Annotated in this window: 15 protein-coding genes and 14 tRNA genes; 3 read left to right on the top strand and 26 right to left on the bottom strand. The window is 59.3% G+C overall.

Annotation, left to right across the window (positions count from 1 at the left end; translation table 11 throughout):
• Positions 1–75 precede the first annotated feature (75 nt).
• Complete coding sequence (locus tag DFO48_RS18685) at positions 76–555, bottom strand: thioesterase family protein (RefSeq protein WP_114864408.1); 480 nt, start codon at positions 553–555, stop codon at positions 76–78.
• Positions 556–564: 9 nt separating this feature from the next.
• Between DFO48_RS18685 and DFO48_RS18680 the strand changes: the two genes are divergently transcribed.
• The 3 genes from DFO48_RS18680 (at position 565) to DFO48_RS18670 (ending at position 2,487) form a co-directional block, all read left to right on the top strand.
• Positions 565–837 (top strand): hypothetical protein, encoded by a 273-nt coding sequence (locus tag DFO48_RS18680; RefSeq protein WP_233506452.1) that lies wholly within the window; start codon positions 565–567, stop codon positions 835–837.
• Between the two features lie 70 nt (positions 838–907).
• A complete protein-coding gene (locus DFO48_RS18675; protein WP_003076988.1) occupies positions 908–1,456 on the top strand; it encodes a phasin family protein in 549 nt (182 codons plus the stop codon).
• 272 nt (positions 1,457–1,728) lie between these two features.
• Entirely contained in the window at positions 1,729–2,487 is a 759-nt protein-coding gene (locus tag DFO48_RS18670) for a 3-hydroxyacyl-CoA dehydrogenase (protein WP_003057163.1), read from the top strand.
• A gap of 95 nt (positions 2,488–2,582) precedes the next feature.
• On the opposite strand, the gene DFO48_RS18665 is transcribed toward DFO48_RS18670, so the two are convergent.
• From DFO48_RS18665 to folC, 25 genes are all read right to left on the bottom strand, one after another.
• Positions 2,583–2,659, bottom strand: a tRNA-Asp gene (locus tag DFO48_RS18665).
• Between the two features lie 48 nt (positions 2,660–2,707).
• Positions 2,708–2,783, bottom strand: a tRNA-Glu gene (locus DFO48_RS18660).
• Positions 2,784–2,825: 42 nt separating this feature from the next.
• A tRNA-Ala gene (locus tag DFO48_RS18655) sits at positions 2,826–2,901 on the bottom strand.
• Between the two features lie 149 nt (positions 2,902–3,050).
• On the bottom strand, positions 3,051–3,386 hold the full coding sequence (locus tag DFO48_RS18650) for a P-II family nitrogen regulator (RefSeq protein WP_003080347.1): 336 nt from the start codon (positions 3,384–3,386) through the stop codon (positions 3,051–3,053).
• Between the two features lie 20 nt (positions 3,387–3,406).
• A complete protein-coding gene (locus tag DFO48_RS18645) occupies positions 3,407–6,496 on the bottom strand; it encodes an efflux RND transporter permease subunit (protein WP_114864407.1) in 3,090 nt (1,029 codons plus the stop codon).
• A 4-nt stretch (positions 6,497–6,500) separates the two neighbouring features.
• Positions 6,501–7,706, bottom strand: coding sequence for an efflux RND transporter periplasmic adaptor subunit (locus tag DFO48_RS18640; RefSeq protein WP_114864406.1), 1,206 nt, complete (start codon positions 7,704–7,706; stop codon positions 6,501–6,503).
• 46 nt (positions 7,707–7,752) lie between these two features.
• Positions 7,753–9,039, bottom strand: coding sequence for a TolC family protein (locus tag DFO48_RS18635; protein WP_003080341.1), 1,287 nt, complete (start codon positions 9,037–9,039; stop codon positions 7,753–7,755).
• A 331-nt stretch (positions 9,040–9,370) separates the two neighbouring features.
• Positions 9,371–9,769 carry a hypothetical protein gene (locus DFO48_RS18630; RefSeq protein ID WP_003080339.1) on the bottom strand — a complete coding sequence of 133 codons (399 nt, stop codon included), beginning with the start codon at positions 9,767–9,769 and terminating at the stop codon, positions 9,371–9,373.
• Between the two features lie 277 nt (positions 9,770–10,046).
• Positions 10,047–10,123: transfer RNA gene (locus DFO48_RS18625), tRNA-Asp, on the bottom strand.
• A 48-nt stretch (positions 10,124–10,171) separates the two neighbouring features.
• A tRNA-Glu gene (locus DFO48_RS18620) sits at positions 10,172–10,247 on the bottom strand.
• A gap of 42 nt (positions 10,248–10,289) precedes the next feature.
• A tRNA-Ala gene (locus DFO48_RS18615) sits at positions 10,290–10,365 on the bottom strand.
• Positions 10,366–10,374: 9 nt separating this feature from the next.
• Positions 10,375–10,451, bottom strand: a tRNA-Asp gene (locus DFO48_RS18610).
• Between the two features lie 48 nt (positions 10,452–10,499).
• A tRNA-Glu gene (locus tag DFO48_RS18605) sits at positions 10,500–10,575 on the bottom strand.
• A 46-nt stretch (positions 10,576–10,621) separates the two neighbouring features.
• A tRNA-Ala gene (locus DFO48_RS18600) sits at positions 10,622–10,697 on the bottom strand.
• 9 nt (positions 10,698–10,706) lie between these two features.
• A tRNA-Asp gene (locus DFO48_RS18595) sits at positions 10,707–10,783 on the bottom strand.
• Positions 10,784–10,831: 48 nt separating this feature from the next.
• Positions 10,832–10,907: transfer RNA gene (locus tag DFO48_RS18590), tRNA-Glu, on the bottom strand.
• A gap of 86 nt (positions 10,908–10,993) precedes the next feature.
• Positions 10,994–11,070 (bottom strand) — tRNA-Asp (locus DFO48_RS18585).
• Between the two features lie 48 nt (positions 11,071–11,118).
• Positions 11,119–11,194 (bottom strand) — tRNA-Glu (locus tag DFO48_RS18580).
• Positions 11,195–11,240: 46 nt separating this feature from the next.
• Positions 11,241–11,316: transfer RNA gene (locus DFO48_RS18575), tRNA-Ala, on the bottom strand.
• A gap of 68 nt (positions 11,317–11,384) precedes the next feature.
• Positions 11,385–12,791, bottom strand: coding sequence for a glutamate--tRNA ligase (gene gltX / locus DFO48_RS18570; RefSeq protein ID WP_114864405.1), 1,407 nt, complete (start codon positions 12,789–12,791; stop codon positions 11,385–11,387).
• 147 nt (positions 12,792–12,938) lie between these two features.
• Positions 12,939–14,150 (bottom strand): O-succinylhomoserine sulfhydrylase, encoded by a 1,212-nt coding sequence (locus DFO48_RS18565; protein WP_003061097.1) that lies wholly within the window; start codon positions 14,148–14,150, stop codon positions 12,939–12,941.
• Positions 14,151–14,450: 300 nt separating this feature from the next.
• Positions 14,451–15,959 carry an amidophosphoribosyltransferase gene (gene purF / locus DFO48_RS18560; RefSeq protein WP_114864404.1) on the bottom strand — a complete coding sequence of 503 codons (1,509 nt, stop codon included), beginning with the start codon at positions 15,957–15,959 and terminating at the stop codon, positions 14,451–14,453.
• Between the two features lie 196 nt (positions 15,960–16,155).
• Positions 16,156–16,653 carry a CvpA family protein gene (locus DFO48_RS18555; protein ID WP_114864403.1) on the bottom strand — a complete coding sequence of 166 codons (498 nt, stop codon included), beginning with the start codon at positions 16,651–16,653 and terminating at the stop codon, positions 16,156–16,158.
• 28 nt (positions 16,654–16,681) lie between these two features.
• A complete protein-coding gene (locus DFO48_RS18550) occupies positions 16,682–17,632 on the bottom strand; it encodes an SPOR domain-containing protein (RefSeq protein WP_114864402.1) in 951 nt (316 codons plus the stop codon).
• Between the two features lie 58 nt (positions 17,633–17,690).
• The gene (gene folC / locus DFO48_RS18545; protein WP_003078158.1) at positions 17,691–19,016 is read right to left on the bottom strand and encodes a bifunctional tetrahydrofolate synthase/dihydrofolate synthase; all 1,326 of its coding nucleotides are present in this window, start codon (positions 19,014–19,016) and stop codon (positions 17,691–17,693) included.
• Positions 19,017–19,109 lie beyond the last annotated feature (93 nt).

The following is a 19,109-nucleotide window of genomic DNA, read 5'->3' as shown; positions in this document are numbered from 1 at the left end:
GAAAGCGCCACCGGATGCCTCATTCAAATGAGCCTTGAACGACTGATAGGTATACGCAAGAAACTATCTTTTTTGCTATTCGCCAACCGGCTCTGCACGCTGCAGCTGCAGCAGTGCCGCACGCAAGGGCTGGGGCAAAGCCACAGGCCGGCGCGTCTGCCTGTCGACATAGACATGTACAAAATGCCCGGCAGCGGCCGACTGGCTCTCGCCCTGCGCAAACAGCCCCACCTCGTAGCGCACGCTGGAGCTGCCCAGATGTGCCACGCGAATGCCTGCCTGTACGGCCTGCGGAAAGGCCAGCGAGGCAAAGTAATTGCACTGGGTCTCTATCACCAGGCCGATCGTCTGACCTTCATGAATATCCAGCGCGCCCTGCTCTATCAGATAGGCATTGACCGCAGTATCAAACCAGCTGTAGTAGATGACGTTGTTCACATGACCGTAGACATCGTTGTCGGACCAGCGCGTGCTGATGTCACGGAACACGGGATAGGAGTCGCGCGCCTGCGGCTGGGCGCGCAAGGGTTTGCCATGATTGGGGGATGCAGTCATGCAGGCATTTTGCAGAGCCGCTCCAGCGCCGCCAGCACCACCGCGACAGGGCCTGGAAGTCACCGCTCGCCAACGCTTGACGCAGCGCAGCAAAAAGCACATTCATGCATTTCTTTGTCAGTTATCAGACATAACAAAGTTTTTAAAAATCAAATACTTATCAAAAACAAAGAGTCATTAATCTTTTTGCTGCAACGCAACAAATTAAAGCTTGCATTGCCGCAAATTCTCTTCCACAATGCACCCATGCTGCACTGCAACATAGAACTGGCTCAGAGCTAGCGGTCATGTCAGAGCAGACGTTTCCTCCGGTCCGATCCCTTTGTTAGATCCGTAATTTTGGAGAATTGCCATGAGCCTGACCCCTGACCAAATCCTGAGCGCACAAAAAGCCCACTTCGAGACGCTGTTCGGCCTGACCAGCAAAGCTTTCGAAGGCGTGGAAAAGCTGGTGGAGCTGAACGTCACCGCTTCGCGTGCCGCCCTGACCGAAGCTGCCCAGCACACCCAAGCCGTGCTCAGCGTCAAGGACGCCCAGGAACTGCTGACTCTGCAAGCCGGCCTGTTCCAGCCTCTGGCTGAGAAGACCGCTTCCTACAGCCGCCATCTGTATGACATCGCCAGCAACACTGCCGGCGAATTCAACAAGGCCCTGGAAGTGCAATCCACCGAAGCTCGCAAGAGTTTCAACGCCCTGCTGGACAACTCCACCAAGAATGCGCCTGCCGGCTCCGAATCCGCTGTGGCCATGGTCAAGAGCGCAGTCTCTGCCGCCAACAACGCTTTCGAGTCCGTGCAAAAGGCTGTGAAGCAAGCATCCGACATGGCCGAAGCCAATTTCAACGCGGCCACCAAGACAGCAACCGAAGCTGTCAAGGCCACGACCACTGCCAAGCGTTAAGCACATGGTTATTGACATGCTTGGCAAAGATTAGGGGTTTACCCTATAATTGCCAGCATGTCAGGTCGGCATGCATTGATGTGGATGCCGGCCTTGCGCAAGTTGTCTCCTTGGATCCTCCTGAAACCCCCGTTTCATGGATCCCTTCAAAGCCCAATCTTTCCGATTGGGCTTTTTTTTATGCGCGCTTTCCTCAGGTCGCCAACTCCTCTGCTCTGTGCATAATTGACGTTTACGTCAACGTCAACAGAGATCGAACAAGGAGACAGTTCATGCAGATTCAGGATCGCGTATTCATCGTGACCGGTGGAGCTTCGGGCTTGGGTGAAGGCACGGCGCGCATGCTGGCCGCCAACGGCGGAAAGGTCGTCATTGCCGATATGAATGCAGAGCGCGGCGAGGCCGTGGCCAGCGAAATCGGCGGAGTCTATCTGCGCTGCGATGTCAGCAATGAGGCCGATGGTCAGGCCGTGGTCGCCAAAGCCACCAGCCTGGGCAAACTCGCCGGCCTGATCAACTGCGCCGGCATTGCACCGGCCGAGAAAACCGTAGGCAAGAGCGGCCCTCACAGCCTGGCCGTCTATACCAAGACCATCATGGTCAACCTGGTCGGCACTTTCAACATGATTCGCCTGGCAGCGGACGCCATGAGCAAGAATGAACCAGAGCCCACCGGCGAGCGCGGGGTTCTGATTTCCACCGCCAGCGTCGCTGCCTATGACGGCCAGATCGGACAGGCAGCCTACTCTGCATCCAAGGGCGGCGTGGTCGGCATGACGCTGCCTATTGCTCGCGACCTGGCTCGCAGCGGCATTCGCAATATGACGATTGCTCCCGGCATCTTCGGCACCCCCATGCTTTTCACCATGCCACAGGAAGTTCAGGATGCACTGGCCGCCAGTGTCCCCTTCCCCAGTCGCCTGGGCAAGCCCGAGGACTACGCCAAGCTGGTCAAGCAGATCCTGGAAAACGACATGCTCAATGGTGAAGTCATCCGCCTGGACGGCGCCATTCGCATGGCCCCGAAATAATGGGTAAATCAAAGGCCTTGCCGCAAGGCCTTTTTCTCCGGAGCCCGGGCAAAGAAAAAGCCGCAATCAATTGCTTGATTGCGGCTTTTTGAATCTGGCGGAGTGGACGGGACTCGAACCCGCGACCCCCGGCGTGACAGGCCGGTATTCTAACCAACTGAACTACCACTCCTGGCAGGAAGCTTTGCTACATATTATATAGCTTCAAGCGCTTCAAACTTGGCGACCCTACGGGGATTCGAACCCCGGTACTCACCGTGAAAGGGTGATGTCCTAGGCCTCTAGACGATAGGGTCAATCCTAGAACGATTCAAGTCTTGCGACTTGCCGTCAAATTTTGGTGGAGGTAAACGGGATCGAACCGATGACCTCTTGCATGCCATGCAAGCGCTCTCCCAGCTGAGCTATACCCCCTTGAAGCAATGAAACAGTGTTTCTCTGCTGCAATGCAAAAATTGTAGCACAGGGTTTTCGCCAGTTTTCCCAAACTTCCGAGATTTTGTCGAAAGCATGAAAAAAGGGATGCAGAAAGCATCCCTTTTTCTTTCAGTGCAAGGTCTGTATCAGCTCACGGCGCCGCCGTCACGGATGCGGTGCATCTCGCCGATATCCACCGTCCAGACCAGACCGTCGCCGATCTGCCCGGTGCGGCAGGCCGCGACAATTGCTTGGCGAATCGGCTCCACCATGGACTCCTCCACGATTACGCAGACCATGAGCTTGTCCGAAAAGTCGGTCAGCTCATCCTTGACCGTACGCTTGTCCACGGCAGCAGGGGCCGTAAAGCCCTCCGCCTTGAAAATCGTCACGCCGGGAAAATTCGGAATCGCACGCAGCTCGGTGCGCAGACGCTCCAACCGGCTGGGACGCACGATGGCGCGGATTTCTTTCATCGTCATCGGATCACTCCTTTCTCAAATCAAGCCTCGGTCGGCTTCTCGTCAAACCAGCGGTACAGCGTGGGCAGCACCACCAGCGTCAACAAAGTCGAGGTAATCAAACCACCGATCACCACGATAGCCAAGGGACGCTGAACTTCGGAGCCAGGACCCGTCGCAAACAGGAACGGCACCAGACCCAGCAAAGCCACGGTTGCGGTCATCATCACAGGGCGGAAGCGCTGAGTACAGCCTTCGCGCACAGCTTCGGCCACGTCCATGCCGTCCTGGCGCAGTTGGCGAATGCTGGATACAAGCACCACGCCGTTCAGCACAGCAATACCCCACAAGGCAATAAAGCCCACCGATGCCGGCACGCTCACATATTCGCCAGTGACAAACAGACCAATCAGGCCGCCAATCGAAGCAAAGGGCAGCACCAGAATGATCAGGCTTGCCAGCTTGATGGAGTTGAACAGCAGGAACAGCAGGAAGAAGATGGCCACGATGGTCAGCGGCACGATCACCTGCAGCGTGCCCATGGCGCGCTCCATGTTTTCGAACTGACCACCGAACTTGAAGTAATAGCCGTCGGGCAGCTTCACCTCCCTGTCCAGGCGCTGCTCGACCTCGGCCACAAAGCCAGCCAGGTCACGCCCTTCGACATTGGCGCCCACCACCACGCGGCGCTTGCCACCTTCGCGGCTGATCTGCGCAGGGCCATCGACCAGTTCGATCTTGGCCAGACTGCTCAGCGGCACTTGCGCGCCAGCCGCCGTGGTCAGCAACGTTGCACCAATGGCTTCGGGCGATCCACGATAGGACTCGGGGAAACGCACAACGACCGAGTAACGACGCTCTCCCTCATACAAGGTCGTCACGTCCTTGCCGCCAATGGCGGACTCCAGCAGACTTTGCACATCGGCAACGTTCAGGCCGTGACGAGCAATCGCCTTGCGGTCGATATCCACCGTCAGAGCCTGCTGACCCGAGAGTCGCTCGATACGGATGTCCGTACTGCCGGAGACGCTCTTTAGAATGCGTGCCACCTGCTCGGAGACTTCCTTGAGGTCTTCCAGCTCGTCCCCGAACACCTTCACGGCCAGTTGCGAGCGCACGCCGGTCACCATTTCATCCACCCGCTCGGAGATGGGCTGGGACAGAACAATCTGCACGCCGGGAATCTTAGACAGGCGCTGACGAATCTCTTCGTCGATCTCATCCTGGGTGCGCTCGGACTCGGGGTCCAGCAGCACGATGGGGTCAGACTCATTGGGGCCAGCAGGATCGGCCGGCGATTCACCACGCCCCAGCTTGGAGACCACGGACTTCACGCCAGGCACCTGCGCCACTTCCTTCATGGCAGCCATTTCCATGCGAATGGATTCATCCAGGGAAATGCTGGGCACACGGTTGATCTGCGGTGTCAGCGCACCTTCTTTCATGGTCGGCATGAAAGACTTGCCCAGGAACGGGAACAGGCCCAGCGATCCGATCAGCAAAGCCACGGCCACGGCCAGCGTCAGGCGGTTGCGTGCAGTCGCACCGTCAAGCAAACGCAGATAGTGGCGCTTGAGGAAGCCAATCAGCTTGGTATCGTGATCGGCGCCGCCCTTGAGGAAGTAGGAGCACAGCACGGGCGACAGGAACAGCGACACGGCCAGCGAGATCGCCAGAGCCATGGCGATGGTCAGCGCCAGCGGACCGAACATCTTGCCTTCAATGCCTTGCAGCGTCATCAGCGGCAGGAACACCAAGATGATGATGGCAATACCAAAGATGGTGGGTGTAGCGACTTCCACGGTGGCCGACAGCACGGTGCGAATGCGCTCGCCGCGCGAATTGCCCGCCTGCCCCAGCTTGTGGAATACGTTTTCAACCACCACCACGGTGGCATCCACCATCAGACCAATGGCAATCGCCAAGCCCCCCAAGGACATCAGGTTGGCCGAAATGCCGTACTTGTTCATCATGATGAAGGTGGTCAGCGGCGTGATGATCAGTGTCGCCACAACGATCAGGCTGGAACGCACATCGCCCAGGAAGATGAACAGTACCACCACCACCAGGAAGATGCCTTCAATCAGCACCTTGCCCACGGTCCACAGGGCCGAATCCACCAGGTCGGTTCGGTCGTAGTAGGGAACGATCTGCAGGCCGCCGGGCAGCATGCCCTTGGAGTTGATTTCCTCGACACGCTCTTTCACGCGGGTCACGACTTCCTTGGCATTTCCGCCACGCATCATCAGCACGATGCCGGACACGCCCTCGGTATAGCCCCCCTTGATAATGGCACCCTGTCGCACCTCGGCATCAATCTGCACCTTGGCCACATCACGCACATAGACCGGCACGCCCCCCTGCTCCTTGAGCACGATGTTGCCGATATCGTCCAGCGTACGGATCATGCCCACGCCACGAATCAGATACTGCTCGGTCACCTGCGGCAGGATCCCGCCACTGGCATTGGCATTGTTGTCCGCCACGGCTTGCACCACCTGACGCACGCTCAGGTTGTAGTGACGCAGGCGGGCAGGATCGACCAGCACCTGATACTGCTTGACATATCCGCCCTGAGAGTTGATTTCAGCCACACCGGGAATGGATCGCAGCAACGGGCGCGCCACCCAGTCCTGAATGGTGCGACGCTCTGTCAACTCGGCCTGGGTCAGCTCCCGCTTGCCATCATCGGGGTGGTCCAGCGTGTATTGGTAGACCTCACCCAGGCCGGTGGACACCGGCCCCAGTACCGGCACGATGCCTTCAGGCATGCGGGGCGTGACTTCGATCAGACGCTCCGTCACCAACTGCCGGGCAAAGTACACATCGGTCGCATCGGTAAACACCAACGTGATGATGGACAGACCGCTCTTGTTGAGCGAGCGCATCTCTGCCAGGCCGGGCAATCCCGTCATGGCGATTTCGAGAGGCACGGTCACAAAACGCTCGATCTCCTCGGGCGAACGGCCGGGTGCTTCAGTGGCAACCTGAACCTGCACATTGGTCACATCGGGGAAAGCATCCACCGACAGATTCATGGCGGCACGCAGGCCAAAGCCACACATCACCAGCGCCAGCACGACCACCACCAGCCGCTGCGATAGCGCGGCACGAATCATGGAGGCAATCATGGGCTTACTCCAGTTCTGCGCGCTTGCGCTCGTTGTTCAGGTGGAATGCACCTTCGACCACGATCTGCGTGCCTTCGCTCAGCCCCTTGACCACAGGCCGCAGACCACCGCTGGCCGCACCCAACTCCACCGGAGTCAGGCGATAGTGGTTTTCGGCTTTCTTGACGTAGACATGATCCTTGTCGTTCTCACGAACGACGGCCAGCGCCGGGATCGCCAGAGTCTTCTCCATGGCCCCCTGGATCTTCATGGTGGCCAGCATCTGCGGCTTCAGTGCCAGATCCTTGTTGTCAACCTGAGTGCGAATGGTCACGGTGCGGGTTTCGGGGGACACGGTGTCGCCCACGTAGATAATCTTGCCCGAGATGGGCGTCTCCTCGACGGTCAGCCCCAGCGCCGGCACATCGATCTGCACGTTCTGGCCAGTCTGCACGCTGCGTGCAATTTGCTCAGGCAGGGCGCCTACCACCCAGACGTTGGAGAGATCCGCCACAGTGAACAGAGGGTCCCCCGGCTGCGCCACCTGGCCCTGGCTGACCTGGCGCTCGATCACGATACCGGCGGCAGAAGCCGTGATGGCAGCATTCGGTGCCACATTGCCCTTGGCGCGCAAACTGCTCAGCGCATCGGCGGACAAGCCCATCAGCTTGAGCTGGTCGCCTGCCGCCCTCAACTCTGCGCGCGCAATCTGCACTTCTGATTCGCGACGCAGCAGTTCTGCAGAGCCGATCACATCGGCAGCAATCAGCTGACGTGCCCGCTCTACGGAGCGCTCGGCAAGAGTCGCCGTGGCGCTGGCACGCATATAAGCCAGTTGAGCCGTGGTCAGCTCGGGGCTGGCGACGCGCGCCAGGGTCTGACCAGCTTTGACGCGATCACCTGTTTCGGCCAGCACCTCGGTCACACGTCCTGTCACGGCCGCACCGATGCGAGTGACCTTGCGTTCGTTGGCCTCAATACGACCGGCAACTTCCTGCACCGATGCAACTTCGGCCTGCGTTACCGCTGCGGTCTTGAAGTTGGTTGCCATTTCGGCTGAGACAACCACTTCCATGGGATCAAGCTCGGCCTTGGTATCTGCTGCAGCAACTGCAGCAGCCGGCTCCTCCTTGCCGCAGCCAGTCAGGGTCAATGTTGTCAGCCCGGCCAGCGCCAGTGCCAGAACCAGAGAGGCGGGACGCGCAGTCCTGGAATGATGATGAGAAGACATAAAGCGAATTCAAAAAAAACGAAAACGTGGTCTTGACTTTGAAAGCTCAAAGCGAGGAAGGCTGGGCATAGCGGCCAGCCAGAAAATCCAGTTCAATCCGGGCGGATTGCAGCTGATAACGGGCTTCAAGCAAATCGGCGCGCACCGTGCGCAGCACGCGCTGGGCATCCAGCACATCCAGAATGCCGCGCTCGCCGAAGCGGTAAGCAGCCTCTGCTACGCGCAAGGCCGATTCGGCCTCGCGCACCGCTCCCTCGCTCAGCGCCTTGGTGCGTACCTGCGCCATTTCCATGACCTTCCAGGCCTGCAGCATCTGCTGCTCCAGTTCGGCCTTGCGACCTTCCATGCGCAGGCGAGCACGCTCGGCCTCCGAAGCAGCCTCATCAATGGGACCGCGTCGCTGGTCGAACAGTGGAATCTGCATGCTCACGCCGATGGTGTTATTGCGGATGTCGGGTTCGCGCGTCTGCGCGTAACGCAGCTCAAGGCCCGGCCAACGGCTGGCTTTGGCACCATTTTTCTGCGCTTCGGCCTTGTCCACCTCGGACTGCAGTTGCAGCAGCTCCGGATGGGACTGCCAGTTGATGTTCTGCAACTGCGCCTTCTCCACCGGATCCTGCAGAGACAGAGCCAGATCAAAGCGATTGGGCAACTGGCCTGCAGCCAGACGATTGAGCGTGAGCTGGGATTGCTCTGCCAACAAACGGGCAGATTGTTCCTGCTGACGCGCGTTGATCAGCTCGGCATCGGCCTTGATGATTTCGTAGCGCGCTGCCTCACCACTGGAAACACGCACGCGTACACGCTCGTGAGCCTGCTCCAGCAGCTTGACGGCGTCATAGGCGGCCTGTGCCTGAGCCTGCCGCAGCACCACCTCATAGGCCTTGAGCTTGACCTGAGCAACGAGCGCATTGCGCGATGTGGCAATCTGGTGCACCGATGCTCGCTGCCCGGCTTCTGCTGCTTCTATGCGCGCAGCACGCACGGATGGCATTTCTATGGGGACCGAGATCCCCATGGTCTGCACATTGCCAGGCGTGGCCGATGCCAGGCGCGCCTTGTTGTCGCCACGACTCCACTCCAGTTTGGGGTTGGGCAGAGCACCGGCACTGACCACAGCCGCCTGAGCTGTGACGCTCGACTGCTGAACTGAGCGCAGCTCTGGGTTGTTGTCCAGCACGGTCTGCACCAGCTGCGTCAGGGTCAGCTTGGGCTGCACCTGATCGGAAATCGTGCTGCTGGCTTGTGGTGCACCGCCGGCATTCTGAGCATGCGCAGCCAGAGCTGCAGCGAGACACAGGCCGAACACGGCCGAGCGCTTGAGGCTGAGCAATGGTGCAGGACCAGAAGAATTCTTGCTGGCCTTGGCCGGAAAAGAAGCCGGCACTCTCGATCTATTGAACATAGAACACAGCTGCCTTCTTGAGGGCAGATAAAGTGAGGAAAGGGTCGAAAACCCGTCATGCACATGCGGCAGCCGCCGCATGCAATGCAGGATCAGTTAAACCTGAGCAGGTGAAGCCGCCCCAGACCAGTCTCAGAGCCATGCTCTGCAGACAAGCACATTTCAAGCCAGCAGGCGCTGGAATGACGGGCAGCAGGTATCGGGGGTCTAAAAAGCCCAGCGCAAAGGTTCTGACGTGATAACGTCAGCTGAGCTGGAGCTAGCCTGCCAGCGGCAGGCCGAGACTTGGCGGACGCAACATGCTTTCCGGCCAGGGATAAGTCGGGTGCACCACATGCCCCTGAGGAGGCACCCGTACATCGGCCACACCGACAGCTACCGCTTCGGGAGGGCCAAACAATTCATTGCGATCGTCCTGCGCAGGATTGAGTTCGGCAGTGCGATGCGGACGATGAATGGAGAACTCAACGGTATCTTCTTCCACATCGTCCTCGAACTCCTGCAGCACATCAACACCGTACTCGTGCGGCTCTGCGTCGAGTACATAAGCCATGGCCACAACATCTTGCGAACCCGCGGGCCACATGGCGATGAGTTGCACTCCGATGATGGAGGCAAACATCAGCAGCGACAGCAGAAAGGAAGACGCCGGGCGCATGGATCGAAGGAGCTGTGGTTAAGCGAACAACAATGAAGGACTGAGACAGTCACTGGGAAGCAGGCCCAATGATGACAAGATGGTGTACCGATTGGCAGCAAAAGTTCCCGCATGGAAAACTTTTGTCAACATCTGTAAGGGTGAACGATAGCGTATCGCCATAGCACTTGCATGGCAAGGGTATCTTGCTAGAAAGTCAGGAGCACATCAGGTTCGCCAAAACATGAAAAGCAAGAAAAAAGCCGCAATCAATTGCTTGATTGCGGCTTTTTGAATCTGGCGGAGTGGACGGGACTCGAACCCGCGACCCCCGGCGTGACAGGCCGGTATTCTAACCAACTGAACTACCACTCCTGGCAGGAAGCTTTGCTACATATCATGCAGCTTCAAGCGCTTCAAACTTGGCGACCCTACGGGGATTCGAACCCCGGTACTCACCGTGAAAGGGTGATGTCCTAGGCCTCTAGACGATAGGGTCAATCCTAGAACGATTCAAGTCTTGCGACTTGCCGTCAAATTTTGGTGGAGGTAAACGGGATCGAACCGATGACCTCTTGCATGCCATGCAAGCGCTCTCCCAGCTGAGCTATACCCCCAAAAAACTGTGGCGGAGTGGACGGGACTCGAACCCGCGACCCCCGGCGTGACAGGCCGGTATTCTAACCAACTGAACTACCACTCCTGGCAGGAAGCTTTGCTACATATTATATAGCTTCAAGCGCTTCAAACTTGGCGACCCTACGGGGATTCGAACCCCGGTACTCACCGTGAAAGGGTGATGTCCTAGGCCTCTAGACGATAGGGTCAATTCCTAGAACGATTCGAGTCTTGCGACTCGCCGTCATTAAATTTTGGTGGAGGTAAACGGGATCGAACCGATGACCTCTTGCATGCCATGCAAGCGCTCTCCCAGCTGAGCTATACCCCCAAAAAACTGTGGCGGAGTGGACGGGACTCGAACCCGCGACCCCCGGCGTGACAGGCCGGTATTCTAACCAACTGAACTACCACTCCTGGCAGGAAGCTTTGCTACATATTATATAGCTGCAAGCGCTTCAAACTTGGCGACCCTACGGGGATTCGAACCCCGGTACTCACCGTGAAAGGGTGATGTCCTAGGCCTCTAGACGATAGGGTCATAACCTAGAATCTTTGCTTTCGCACCGATTAAAAAAGCGCCTTCTGAAAATAAAGGCGCTTTTTTAATCAAGCGACTAGCCAAACTGGCGGAGTGGACGGGACTCGAACCCGCGACCCCCGGCGTGACAGGCCGGTATTCTAACCAACTGAACTACCACTCCTGGCAGGAAGCTTTGCTACATATTATATAGCTACAAGCGCTTCAAACTTGGCGACCCTACGGGGATTCGAACCCCGGTACTCACCGTGAAAGGGTGATGTCCTAGGCCTCTAGACGATAGGGTCAATTCCTAGAACGATTCGAGTCTTGCGACTCGCCGTCATTAAATTTTGGTGGAGGTAAACGGGATCGAACCGATGACCTCTTGCATGCCATGCAAGCGCTCTCCCAGCTGAGCTATACCCCCAAAAACTCTCTGCAAGACAACCTTTTAATCAGTCGCGTTTTGCAGAGACTCGAATTATAGACAGGTTTTTAGCGATTTTTCAAACGCGCGATAACTTTTTCACGTCCAAGCAATTCCAGCACTGCATCGACCGATGGCGTATGGGCTGTGCCCACCGTCAAAACACGCACAGGCATGGCCAGCACAGGCATCTTCACACCCTGCGCCTTGAGCAGCTCCTTGATCGCAGCCGCAATGGCTTCCTTGGTCCATTCCACGTTTTCCACCACGGCAGCAAATGCATCCAGCACGGGGTTGGCCGCCTCGGTCACATGCTTGGCGTAGTCTTCCGCATTGCGCTCCACGCTGTCCACATAGAAGACCTTGGCCCAGTTGGCCAGATCCACCAAGGTCTCGCAACGATCCTTGAACAAGGCAGCAATGCGCACCAGACGGTCATCGGCATCGATCAGGCTCTCGGCCACGCCGGCCTTGATGACAAAGGGCTTGACCAACTGGGCCAGCCCGGCGTCGTCCATGGCCTTCAGATGCTGGGCATTGACCCAGCGCAGCTTGGCTTCGTCAAACTGACCGGCGCTGCGGCCCAGGTGATCCAGGTTGAACCACTCCAGGAACTGAGCACGGCTGAAGATTTCGTCGTCGCCGTGGCTCCAGCCCAGGCGGGCCAGATAGTTCACCATGGCGTCGGGCAGATAGCCCTCATCGCGGTACTGGGTCACCGCCTTGGCGCCGTTGCGCTTGCTCATCTTCTCGCCTTGCTCGTTGAGCACGGTGGGCAGATGGGCAAAGGTAGGCACGGTGGCACCCAGCGCTTCAAAGATGTGGATCTGGCGCGGCGTGTTGTTCACATGGTCGTCGCCACGGATGACATGGGTGATGTTCATGTCCATGTCGTCCACGCAGACGCAGAAGTTGTACGTGGGCGTGCCGTCGGGGCGTGCAATCACCAGATCGTCGAGCTCGGAGTTCTGGAACTCGATACGGCCCTTGCACTTGTCGTCCCAGCCCACCACACCAGTTTGCGGAGTCTTGAAGCGCAGCACGGGCTTCACGCCTTCGGGAATAGCAGGCAGCACTTTGCCCTCCTCGGGGCGCCATGTGCCGTCATAGCGGGGCTTTTCCTTGGCGGCCATCTGCTTTTCACGCAGCGCATCCAGTTCCTCCATGCTCATATAACAGGGGTAGACATAGCCCTTTTCCTGCAGCGTGGCCAGCACTTGCTTGTAGCGATCCATGCGCTGCATCTGGTAGAACGGACCTTCATCGTGGTCCAGTTGCAGCCACTCCATGCCCTCCAGGATCACGTCCACGGAAGCCTGGGTGGAACGCTCCAGATCGGTGTCTTCAATGCGCAGCACGAAGTCACCGCCATTGGCGCGCGCAAAGGCCCAGGGGTAGAGGGCCGAGCGAATATTGCCCAGATGGATGAAGCCCGTGGGCGAAGGGGCAAAGCGGGTGCGAATTTTGTTTGTCATATCAGAAATCCTTGTACGGCATTCCCTGTGCCAAGGCTGCGGCGCTTGATACGCACGCAATCTCGGTCAGAGATGCCGAGCAAGAGCCGCCTCGCAACGCAGGCACGCCCCTTGAGGGGGAAGGTGCGAAGCGACTCAGGGGGTGTTTCACAGCGTATCCAGTCCGCGAGCCAGGTCGACCTTGAGGTCCTCCAGATGCTCAAGACCCACGGAAATACGAATCAGACCCTGACCCACGCCAGCAGCCTGACGCTGGTCCTCGGTCAGACGACCATGCGAGGTGCTGGCGGGGTGGGTGATGGTGGTCTTCACATCACCAAGGTTGGCCGTGATCGAGCACAGACGCGTGCTGTCCACCACATGGAAGGCATTGGCACGCAGTTGCTCGGCCCCCTCGCCCACCACGTCGAACGCCAGCACGGCACCGCCCATGCCGTTTTGCTGGCGCATGGCCAGCTCGTGTTGAGGATGGCTCTTGAGGCCCGGGTAGTACACACGCGCCACCTTGGGGTGGGCTTCCAGCCAGGCGGCAAACTCCAGCGCCGCAGCGCTTTGCGCCTTGACGCGCAAAGCCAGGGTTTCCAGGCCCTTCATCACCGTCCAGGCGTTGTAGGGCGCGATGTTCAGACCGCCGCTGCGCAAGAAGGTGCCCATGACCTTGTCCACGAGGGCGATGGTGCCGCAGACCGCACCGGCCATAACGCGGCCCTGGCCGTCGAGGAACTTGGTGCCCGAGTGCACGACGAGGTCGGCACCGAACTTCACTGGCTGCTGCAGCACGGGAGTGGCGAAGCTGTTGTCCACGGCCAGCAGTGCGTTGTTGGCGTGTGCCAGCTCGGCCAATGCGGCGATGTCGCAGAGATCGGTCAACGGGTTGGTGGGCGTCTCGGCAAACAGCATGCGCGTGTTGGGCTTGATGGCCGCCTTCCAGGCTTCGATATCGGTCTGCGAGACAAACGTGGTTTCCACACCGAAGCGTGCCATCTCGGTTCCCAGCAACTTGATGGTGGAGCCGAACATGGACTGCGAGCAGATCACATGATCGCCTGTCTTGAGCGCCGTCAGCGCCACCAGCAAGATGGCCGACATGCCGGTGGAAGTCGCGACCGCACATTCCGTACCTTCCATGGCCGCCAGACGCTTTTCAAAACTGGTGACCGTGGGGTTGCCGGTGCGGCTATAGGTGAAGCCCGGCTCTTCATTGGCAAAGCGGCGCGCTGCGGTAGCCGCATCGGGCTGCACAAAGCTGCTGGTCATGTACAGGGCTTCGCAATGCTCGCCCCACTGGCTGCGCTCGACCGCTTCGCGCACGGCCAGAGTTTCAGGATGCAAACCTTCGGGTAATGTCTTGTTGGTCACAATCGTCAAATCCAGATGGTTGGTACTGGTCACGAGTTCGCTGCAGACCGCCAATCAGGCCTGCAGGCTTGCCGCTCCACCAGCTCGACCGGCGCAGCACAAGCCATGCCGGTCTTTGAATATGCTTTGCTTGCACATCATGAAATTGGAGTCAAATCAACCTCAAACGATTGATGTGCATACGTTGCCAGCTCACTTTTAAAGAGCATACCAACCGCATAGCTCTGCCATTGTCCTCCCGAATGAAAAGGGTTGCCTAAGCAACCCTTTCCGACTCGGTCATTCGCTGCGCTTTAACGCTCAGCTTTCCTGAGCATTGGGCAGGGACAGGCGCGAAGTGTCTTCGCTCTCCTCTTCGCTGCCGCGGTTGCGGCCTTCGTTGAGCGCCGTCACCTCTTCATCGGAAATATCGCCGGTGATGTAGATGCCGTCGAAACACGAGGCCTCGAAGCCGCTCACCTGAGCATTGATCTTGCCCACGGCCTGCTTCATGGCTTCCACGTCCTGATAGATCAGCGCGTCGCAGCCGATGACCTGTCGAATTTCCTCGACCGTACGGCCGTGAGCCACCAGCTCGGAGCGCGTGGGCATGTCGATGCCATACACGTTGGGGTGACGCACGGGAGGCGCAGCGGACGCCAGATACACCTTGTTGGCACCGGCATCACGCGCCATCTGCACGATTTCCTTGGAAGTGGTGCCGCGCACGATGGAGTCATCGACCAGCAGCACATTGCGGCCCTTGAACTCGCTGCTGATGGCATTGAGCTTCTGGCGCACCGACTTCTTGCGCGCGCCCTGGCCGGGCATGATGAAGGTACGGCCCACATAGCGGTTCTTCACAAAACCTTCGCGATAGGGCTTGCCCAACAACTGGGCCAGTTGCATGGCGCTGGGGCGGCTCGATTCGGGGATGGGAATCACCGCATCGATTTCATTGGGAGGCACCATGGAGATCACGCGCTTGGCCAGCGTCTCACCCATGTTCAGGCGAGCCTGATAGACCGAGATGCCGTCCATGGTGGAGTCGGGACGTGCCAGATACACATACTCGAACACGCAGGGATTGAGCTGGGTCTTTTCAGCGCATTGCTGGCTCTCGACGCGGCCGTCGTTGTGCACAAAGATCGCTTCGCCGGGAGCGATGTCGCGCTCGAACTGATGGGTCGTACCTTCCAGCGCCACGGACTCGCTGGCCAGCATGATGGTGCCATCATTGCCGCGGCCCATGCACAGCGGACGGATGCCAAAGGGATCGCGGAAGGCCAGCAGGCCGTAGCCGGCGATCAGCGCGATCACGGCGTAGGAGCCCTTGATGCGCTTGTGCACCGCACACACGGCCTTGAAGATTTCCTCGCTTTGCAGCGGAGCGCCGCTGGAGGCGCGCCCGATCTCGTGCGCCAGCACGTTGAGCAGGACTTCGGAGTCGCTTTCGGTGTTGGTGTGGCGGTGATCGGTATCCGCCAGTTCGCGGCGCAGCTGCTTGGCATTGGTGAGATTGCCGTTGTGCACCATGACGATACCGAAGGGCGCATTCACGTAGAAGGGCTGAGCCTCTTCCTCGCTGGAGGCATTGCCCGCCGTGGGGTAACGCACCTGACCCAGACCCACATCACCGGGCAGAGCACGCATATTGCGGGTGCGGAACACATCCTTCACCATGCCCTTGGCCTTGTGCATGAAGAACTTGCGTTCCTGCTGGGTCACGATGCCGGCTGCATCCTGCCCACGGTGCTGCAGCAGCAGCAAAGCGTCATAAATCAGCTGATTCACGGGTGTGGTGCTCACCACACCAACGATTCCACACATAGTTGCGTTCCATCTGTTCGCGAAAGTCACCCTTCGCCACACTCGCCTGCTTCGCCACCCATTGGCTAGCCTGCGCTTTGATATCCGGCATGGCGGATCACGCCAACACCAAACTCTCGTCGGCACCCACTGCGTTTTACAGCAAGCGCCTTAGCCACTTTCAACCCTTAGGTAAATTGCGGCGAAAAATTTCGCTTCAAGAGGAAGCCTTGGGCAGATACTGCCCCCACTCCTCTGGCAGAGCAGGCAGCACCCAGCTCAGCGCCTCGGTCAACCAGGGCGCCAGCACCGAGTCCTGCCACCACAAAGCCTTGTGCAATGGCGTGTACTGGATCACCAGAGCCAGCACCAGCAGCAGCAGGCCACCGCGCAGGACACCGAACAAGGCGCCCAGTGTGCGATCCACAGGCCTCAGACCCACGGCCTCAATCAGCTGCTTGGACAGCCAGGAGATCACACCCCAGGCAAACATGGACCCCACCAGCAGCAGCACAAAGCCCGCCGCATAACGCAGTTGCATGTCCCAGCCGTCCAGCGGCAGCCATACCGCCACCTCTTGCGCCCAGGTCCGCGCGACCACGAAGGCCACCAGCCAGCCCAGCAAAGACAGGACTTCATAGACCAGACCGCGCCAAGCCCCCAGCAACATGGAGCCCAGCACAACGACCACAAAAATCCAGTCAAGCGTGCTCATCAATCAAACCGTTGCCGGAAAACCGGACTCAAGCCTTGAACACCGATGCGGGCAAGCCCAGGGCCTTGGCCCTGGCTGCAGCCTTCTCGGCTTCCTCGCGGCTCTTGAAAGGCCCCATGCGAACACGGGTGCGCTTGCCGTCCTTGGTATCCACGGTCTGGGTAAAGGCTCCGGCCCCCAGCTTGCCCTTGATTTCATTGGCCTTGCCGACTTCAGCAAAGGCACCGATCTGAACGATGAAGCGCTCGTTAGTCGCTGCAGCCTCCTTGGCCGGAGCAGCTTCCGAGGTACTGCGCCCCTCCAGCAGTGCACGGGCACGGGCGGCCTCGTCCACCTTGGGTGCTTCAGGCTTGTGCTTGGGCTCGGGTTTGGCTTCCGGCTTCTTGATCTCGGGTTTGACCTCTGGCTTGACCTCCGCCTTGGGCTTTTCGGGCTTGGGCTCCGGCTTGCGCTCAGGCTTTACCTCAGGCTTGGGCTGAGGTTTGACTTCTGGTTTGGGCTCGGGCTTGACCTGAGATGCCACCGCAGCGGCTGTGCCGACGGCAGCCGCAGTGACCGCAGCCCCGACCACCGGAGCAGCAGGCGCCACAGTCGCCGTCGCTGGAGCTGCAGGCCTGGCCGAGGGCGCGAGCACTTCTTCGCCGTCATCGAGAGACGCATTGGCAGCAACACGCCCTGATGTTGCAGCCGTCTGGCTCGCCACCTGGGTGCCAGGCACGACCTCGGGGGCCGAATTGGCCTGGTCGGGAATTTCAATCGGGATATTGACCGGAATAGGACGTGGCTGCGTGTCGAACAGCAGCGGGAAGCCCACCACACCGATCAGCACCAGCACGGCCGCCCCGATGAGGCGATGACGCGCGCGGCGGCGCATGGCTTCCACGCTTTCGCCCTGGGCCAGGCGACTGGGGCGCTTGGCCCCAGCCACGGACTCGGCTTCGTCTTTTTTGCCAGGCCAACGGAAATTGAAAAATGCCATGAGTGAGGACTTGTTGAGGCCTGCCACCAGGCAAAAACCAGGGCGGCAAGCCGCTGACTCAGTGAGCCAGGTGTTTGGCGTTCAGACGAGGCGTGCCGTTTTGCAACACTCCGCCCACGGTGAAGAACGATCCAAAGACCACGATTCTATCAGCCGCCTCCGTTGCCGCGACTGCGGCATCCAGGGCCTGCTGGGGATTGGCAAAGGTCTGCATGCTCACATCTTTGCGGATCACGCCTTGGGCCTGCAACTGCTGCAGCTTGGCCTTGAGGTTTTCCGCAGAATCCGCACGCGGCGTAGGCAGATCGGTGAAATACCAGCGGTCGACCAGCGGCCCCACCTTGGTGAGCATGGGCTCCCAGTCCTTGTCAGCCATGGCGCCGAATACGGCATGCGTAGTCGGGAAGTAGCCCATGGCATCGAGATTCGCCGTGAGCGCCGCCACCGAGTGCGGGTTGTGCGCCACATCCAGCACCAGCGTGGGCTGACCGGGAACGATCTGGAAGCGACCGGGCAGCTCCACCATGGACAAGCCCGTGCGCACGGCCTGCGCCGTCACCGGCAGCTTGCCGCGAATGGCTTCATAGGCGGCCAGCACACCGGAGGCATTCATCAGCTGATTGGCGCCACGCAGCGCCGGATAGGCCAGCCCCGCATAACGGCGACCACGACCGGCCCAGCCCCATTGCTGCTTGTCTCCGTCGTAGTTGAAATCCTTGCCGAAGCGCCAGAGGTCGGCACCGATTTCGGCCGCGTGATCGATCACGCTTTGCGGCGGCACCGGGTCGCTGACGATGACGGGACGACCGGCGCGCATGATGCCGGCTTTTTCTCGGCCAATGCTTTCACGGTCCGGCCCCAGCAGCTCCATGTGATCGAGATCGATGCTGGTGATGATGGCGCAGTCGGCATCGATGATGTTGGTGGCATCGAGCCGGCCTCCCAGACCCACTTCCAGAATCGCCACATCCAGCCTGGACAGGCTCATGAGGCGCAATATCGCCAGCGTGGTGAACTCGAAGTAAGTGAGTGCAACCTCTTTACCGTCCTTGACCCTGGCCTGCTCCACCGCCTCGAAATGCGGGATCAGTTCTTCGGCCTTGACGATCTCGCCGCCCACACGGCAGCGCTCTTCAAAGTGAACCAGATGCGGCGAGGTATATACACCGGGGCGAAAGCCGGACTGCAGTGCCACGGCCTCCAGCATGGCACAGGTCGAACCCTTGCCATTAGTGCCGGCCACCGTGATGACGGGGCAGTCGAATTGCAGGCCCATGCGCTGTGCGACTTCACGCACGCGATCCAGACCCAGGGCGATGTTCTGGGGATGCAGGCGCTCGCAATAAGCCAGCCAAGCATCCAAGGTGGGAAATATGGTGTGCATACTGGGCGCTATTGTCGCCCACTGTCAGAGGCCCTATGGCTGCCGGCACTTGGCAAATGCGTTACATCTGACTCCAACCGTTTCACCGATACC

Source organism: Comamonas sp. AG1104, from assembly GCF_003350425.1.
GTDB lineage: Bacteria > Pseudomonadota > Gammaproteobacteria > Burkholderiales > Burkholderiaceae_C > Comamonas > Comamonas testosteroni.
The sequence above is the reverse complement of the archived record's forward strand: the minus strand, read 5'-3'. Positions and strand labels throughout refer to the sequence as shown.

Bases quoted from the DNA above. Each gene is read 5' to 3' on its own strand.
- DFO48_RS18685 (WP_114864408.1), bottom strand. From the start codon at position 555: ATGACTGCATCCCCCAATCATGGCAAACCCTTGCGCGCCCAGCCGCAG.
- DFO48_RS18675 (WP_003076988.1), top strand. From the start codon at position 908: ATGAGCCTGACCCCTGACCAAATCCTGAGCGCACAAAAAGCCCACTTC.
- DFO48_RS18670 (WP_003057163.1), top strand. From the start codon at position 1,729: ATGCAGATTCAGGATCGCGTATTCATCGTGACCGGTGGAGCTTCGGGC.
- DFO48_RS18650 (WP_003080347.1), bottom strand. From the start codon at position 3,386: ATGACGATGAAAGAAATCCGCGCCATCGTGCGTCCCAGCCGGTTGGAG.
- DFO48_RS18645 (WP_114864407.1), bottom strand. From the start codon at position 6,496: ATGATTGCCTCCATGATTCGTGCCGCGCTATCGCAGCGGCTGGTGGTG.
- DFO48_RS18640 (WP_114864406.1), bottom strand. From the start codon at position 7,706: ATGTCTTCTCATCATCATTCCAGGACTGCGCGTCCCGCCTCTCTGGTT.
- DFO48_RS18630 (WP_003080339.1), bottom strand. From the start codon at position 9,769: ATGCGCCCGGCGTCTTCCTTTCTGCTGTCGCTGCTGATGTTTGCCTCC.
- gltX (WP_114864405.1), bottom strand. From the start codon at position 12,791: ATGACAAACAAAATTCGCACCCGCTTTGCCCCTTCGCCCACGGGCTTC.
- purF (WP_114864404.1), bottom strand. From the start codon at position 15,959: ATGTGTGGAATCGTTGGTGTGGTGAGCACCACACCCGTGAATCAGCTG.
- DFO48_RS18555 (WP_114864403.1), bottom strand. From the start codon at position 16,653: ATGAGCACGCTTGACTGGATTTTTGTGGTCGTTGTGCTGGGCTCCATG.
- DFO48_RS18550 (WP_114864402.1), bottom strand. From the start codon at position 17,632: ATGGCATTTTTCAATTTCCGTTGGCCTGGCAAAAAAGACGAAGCCGAG.
- folC (WP_003078158.1), bottom strand. From the start codon at position 19,016: ATGCACACCATATTTCCCACCTTGGATGCTTGGCTGGCTTATTGCGAG.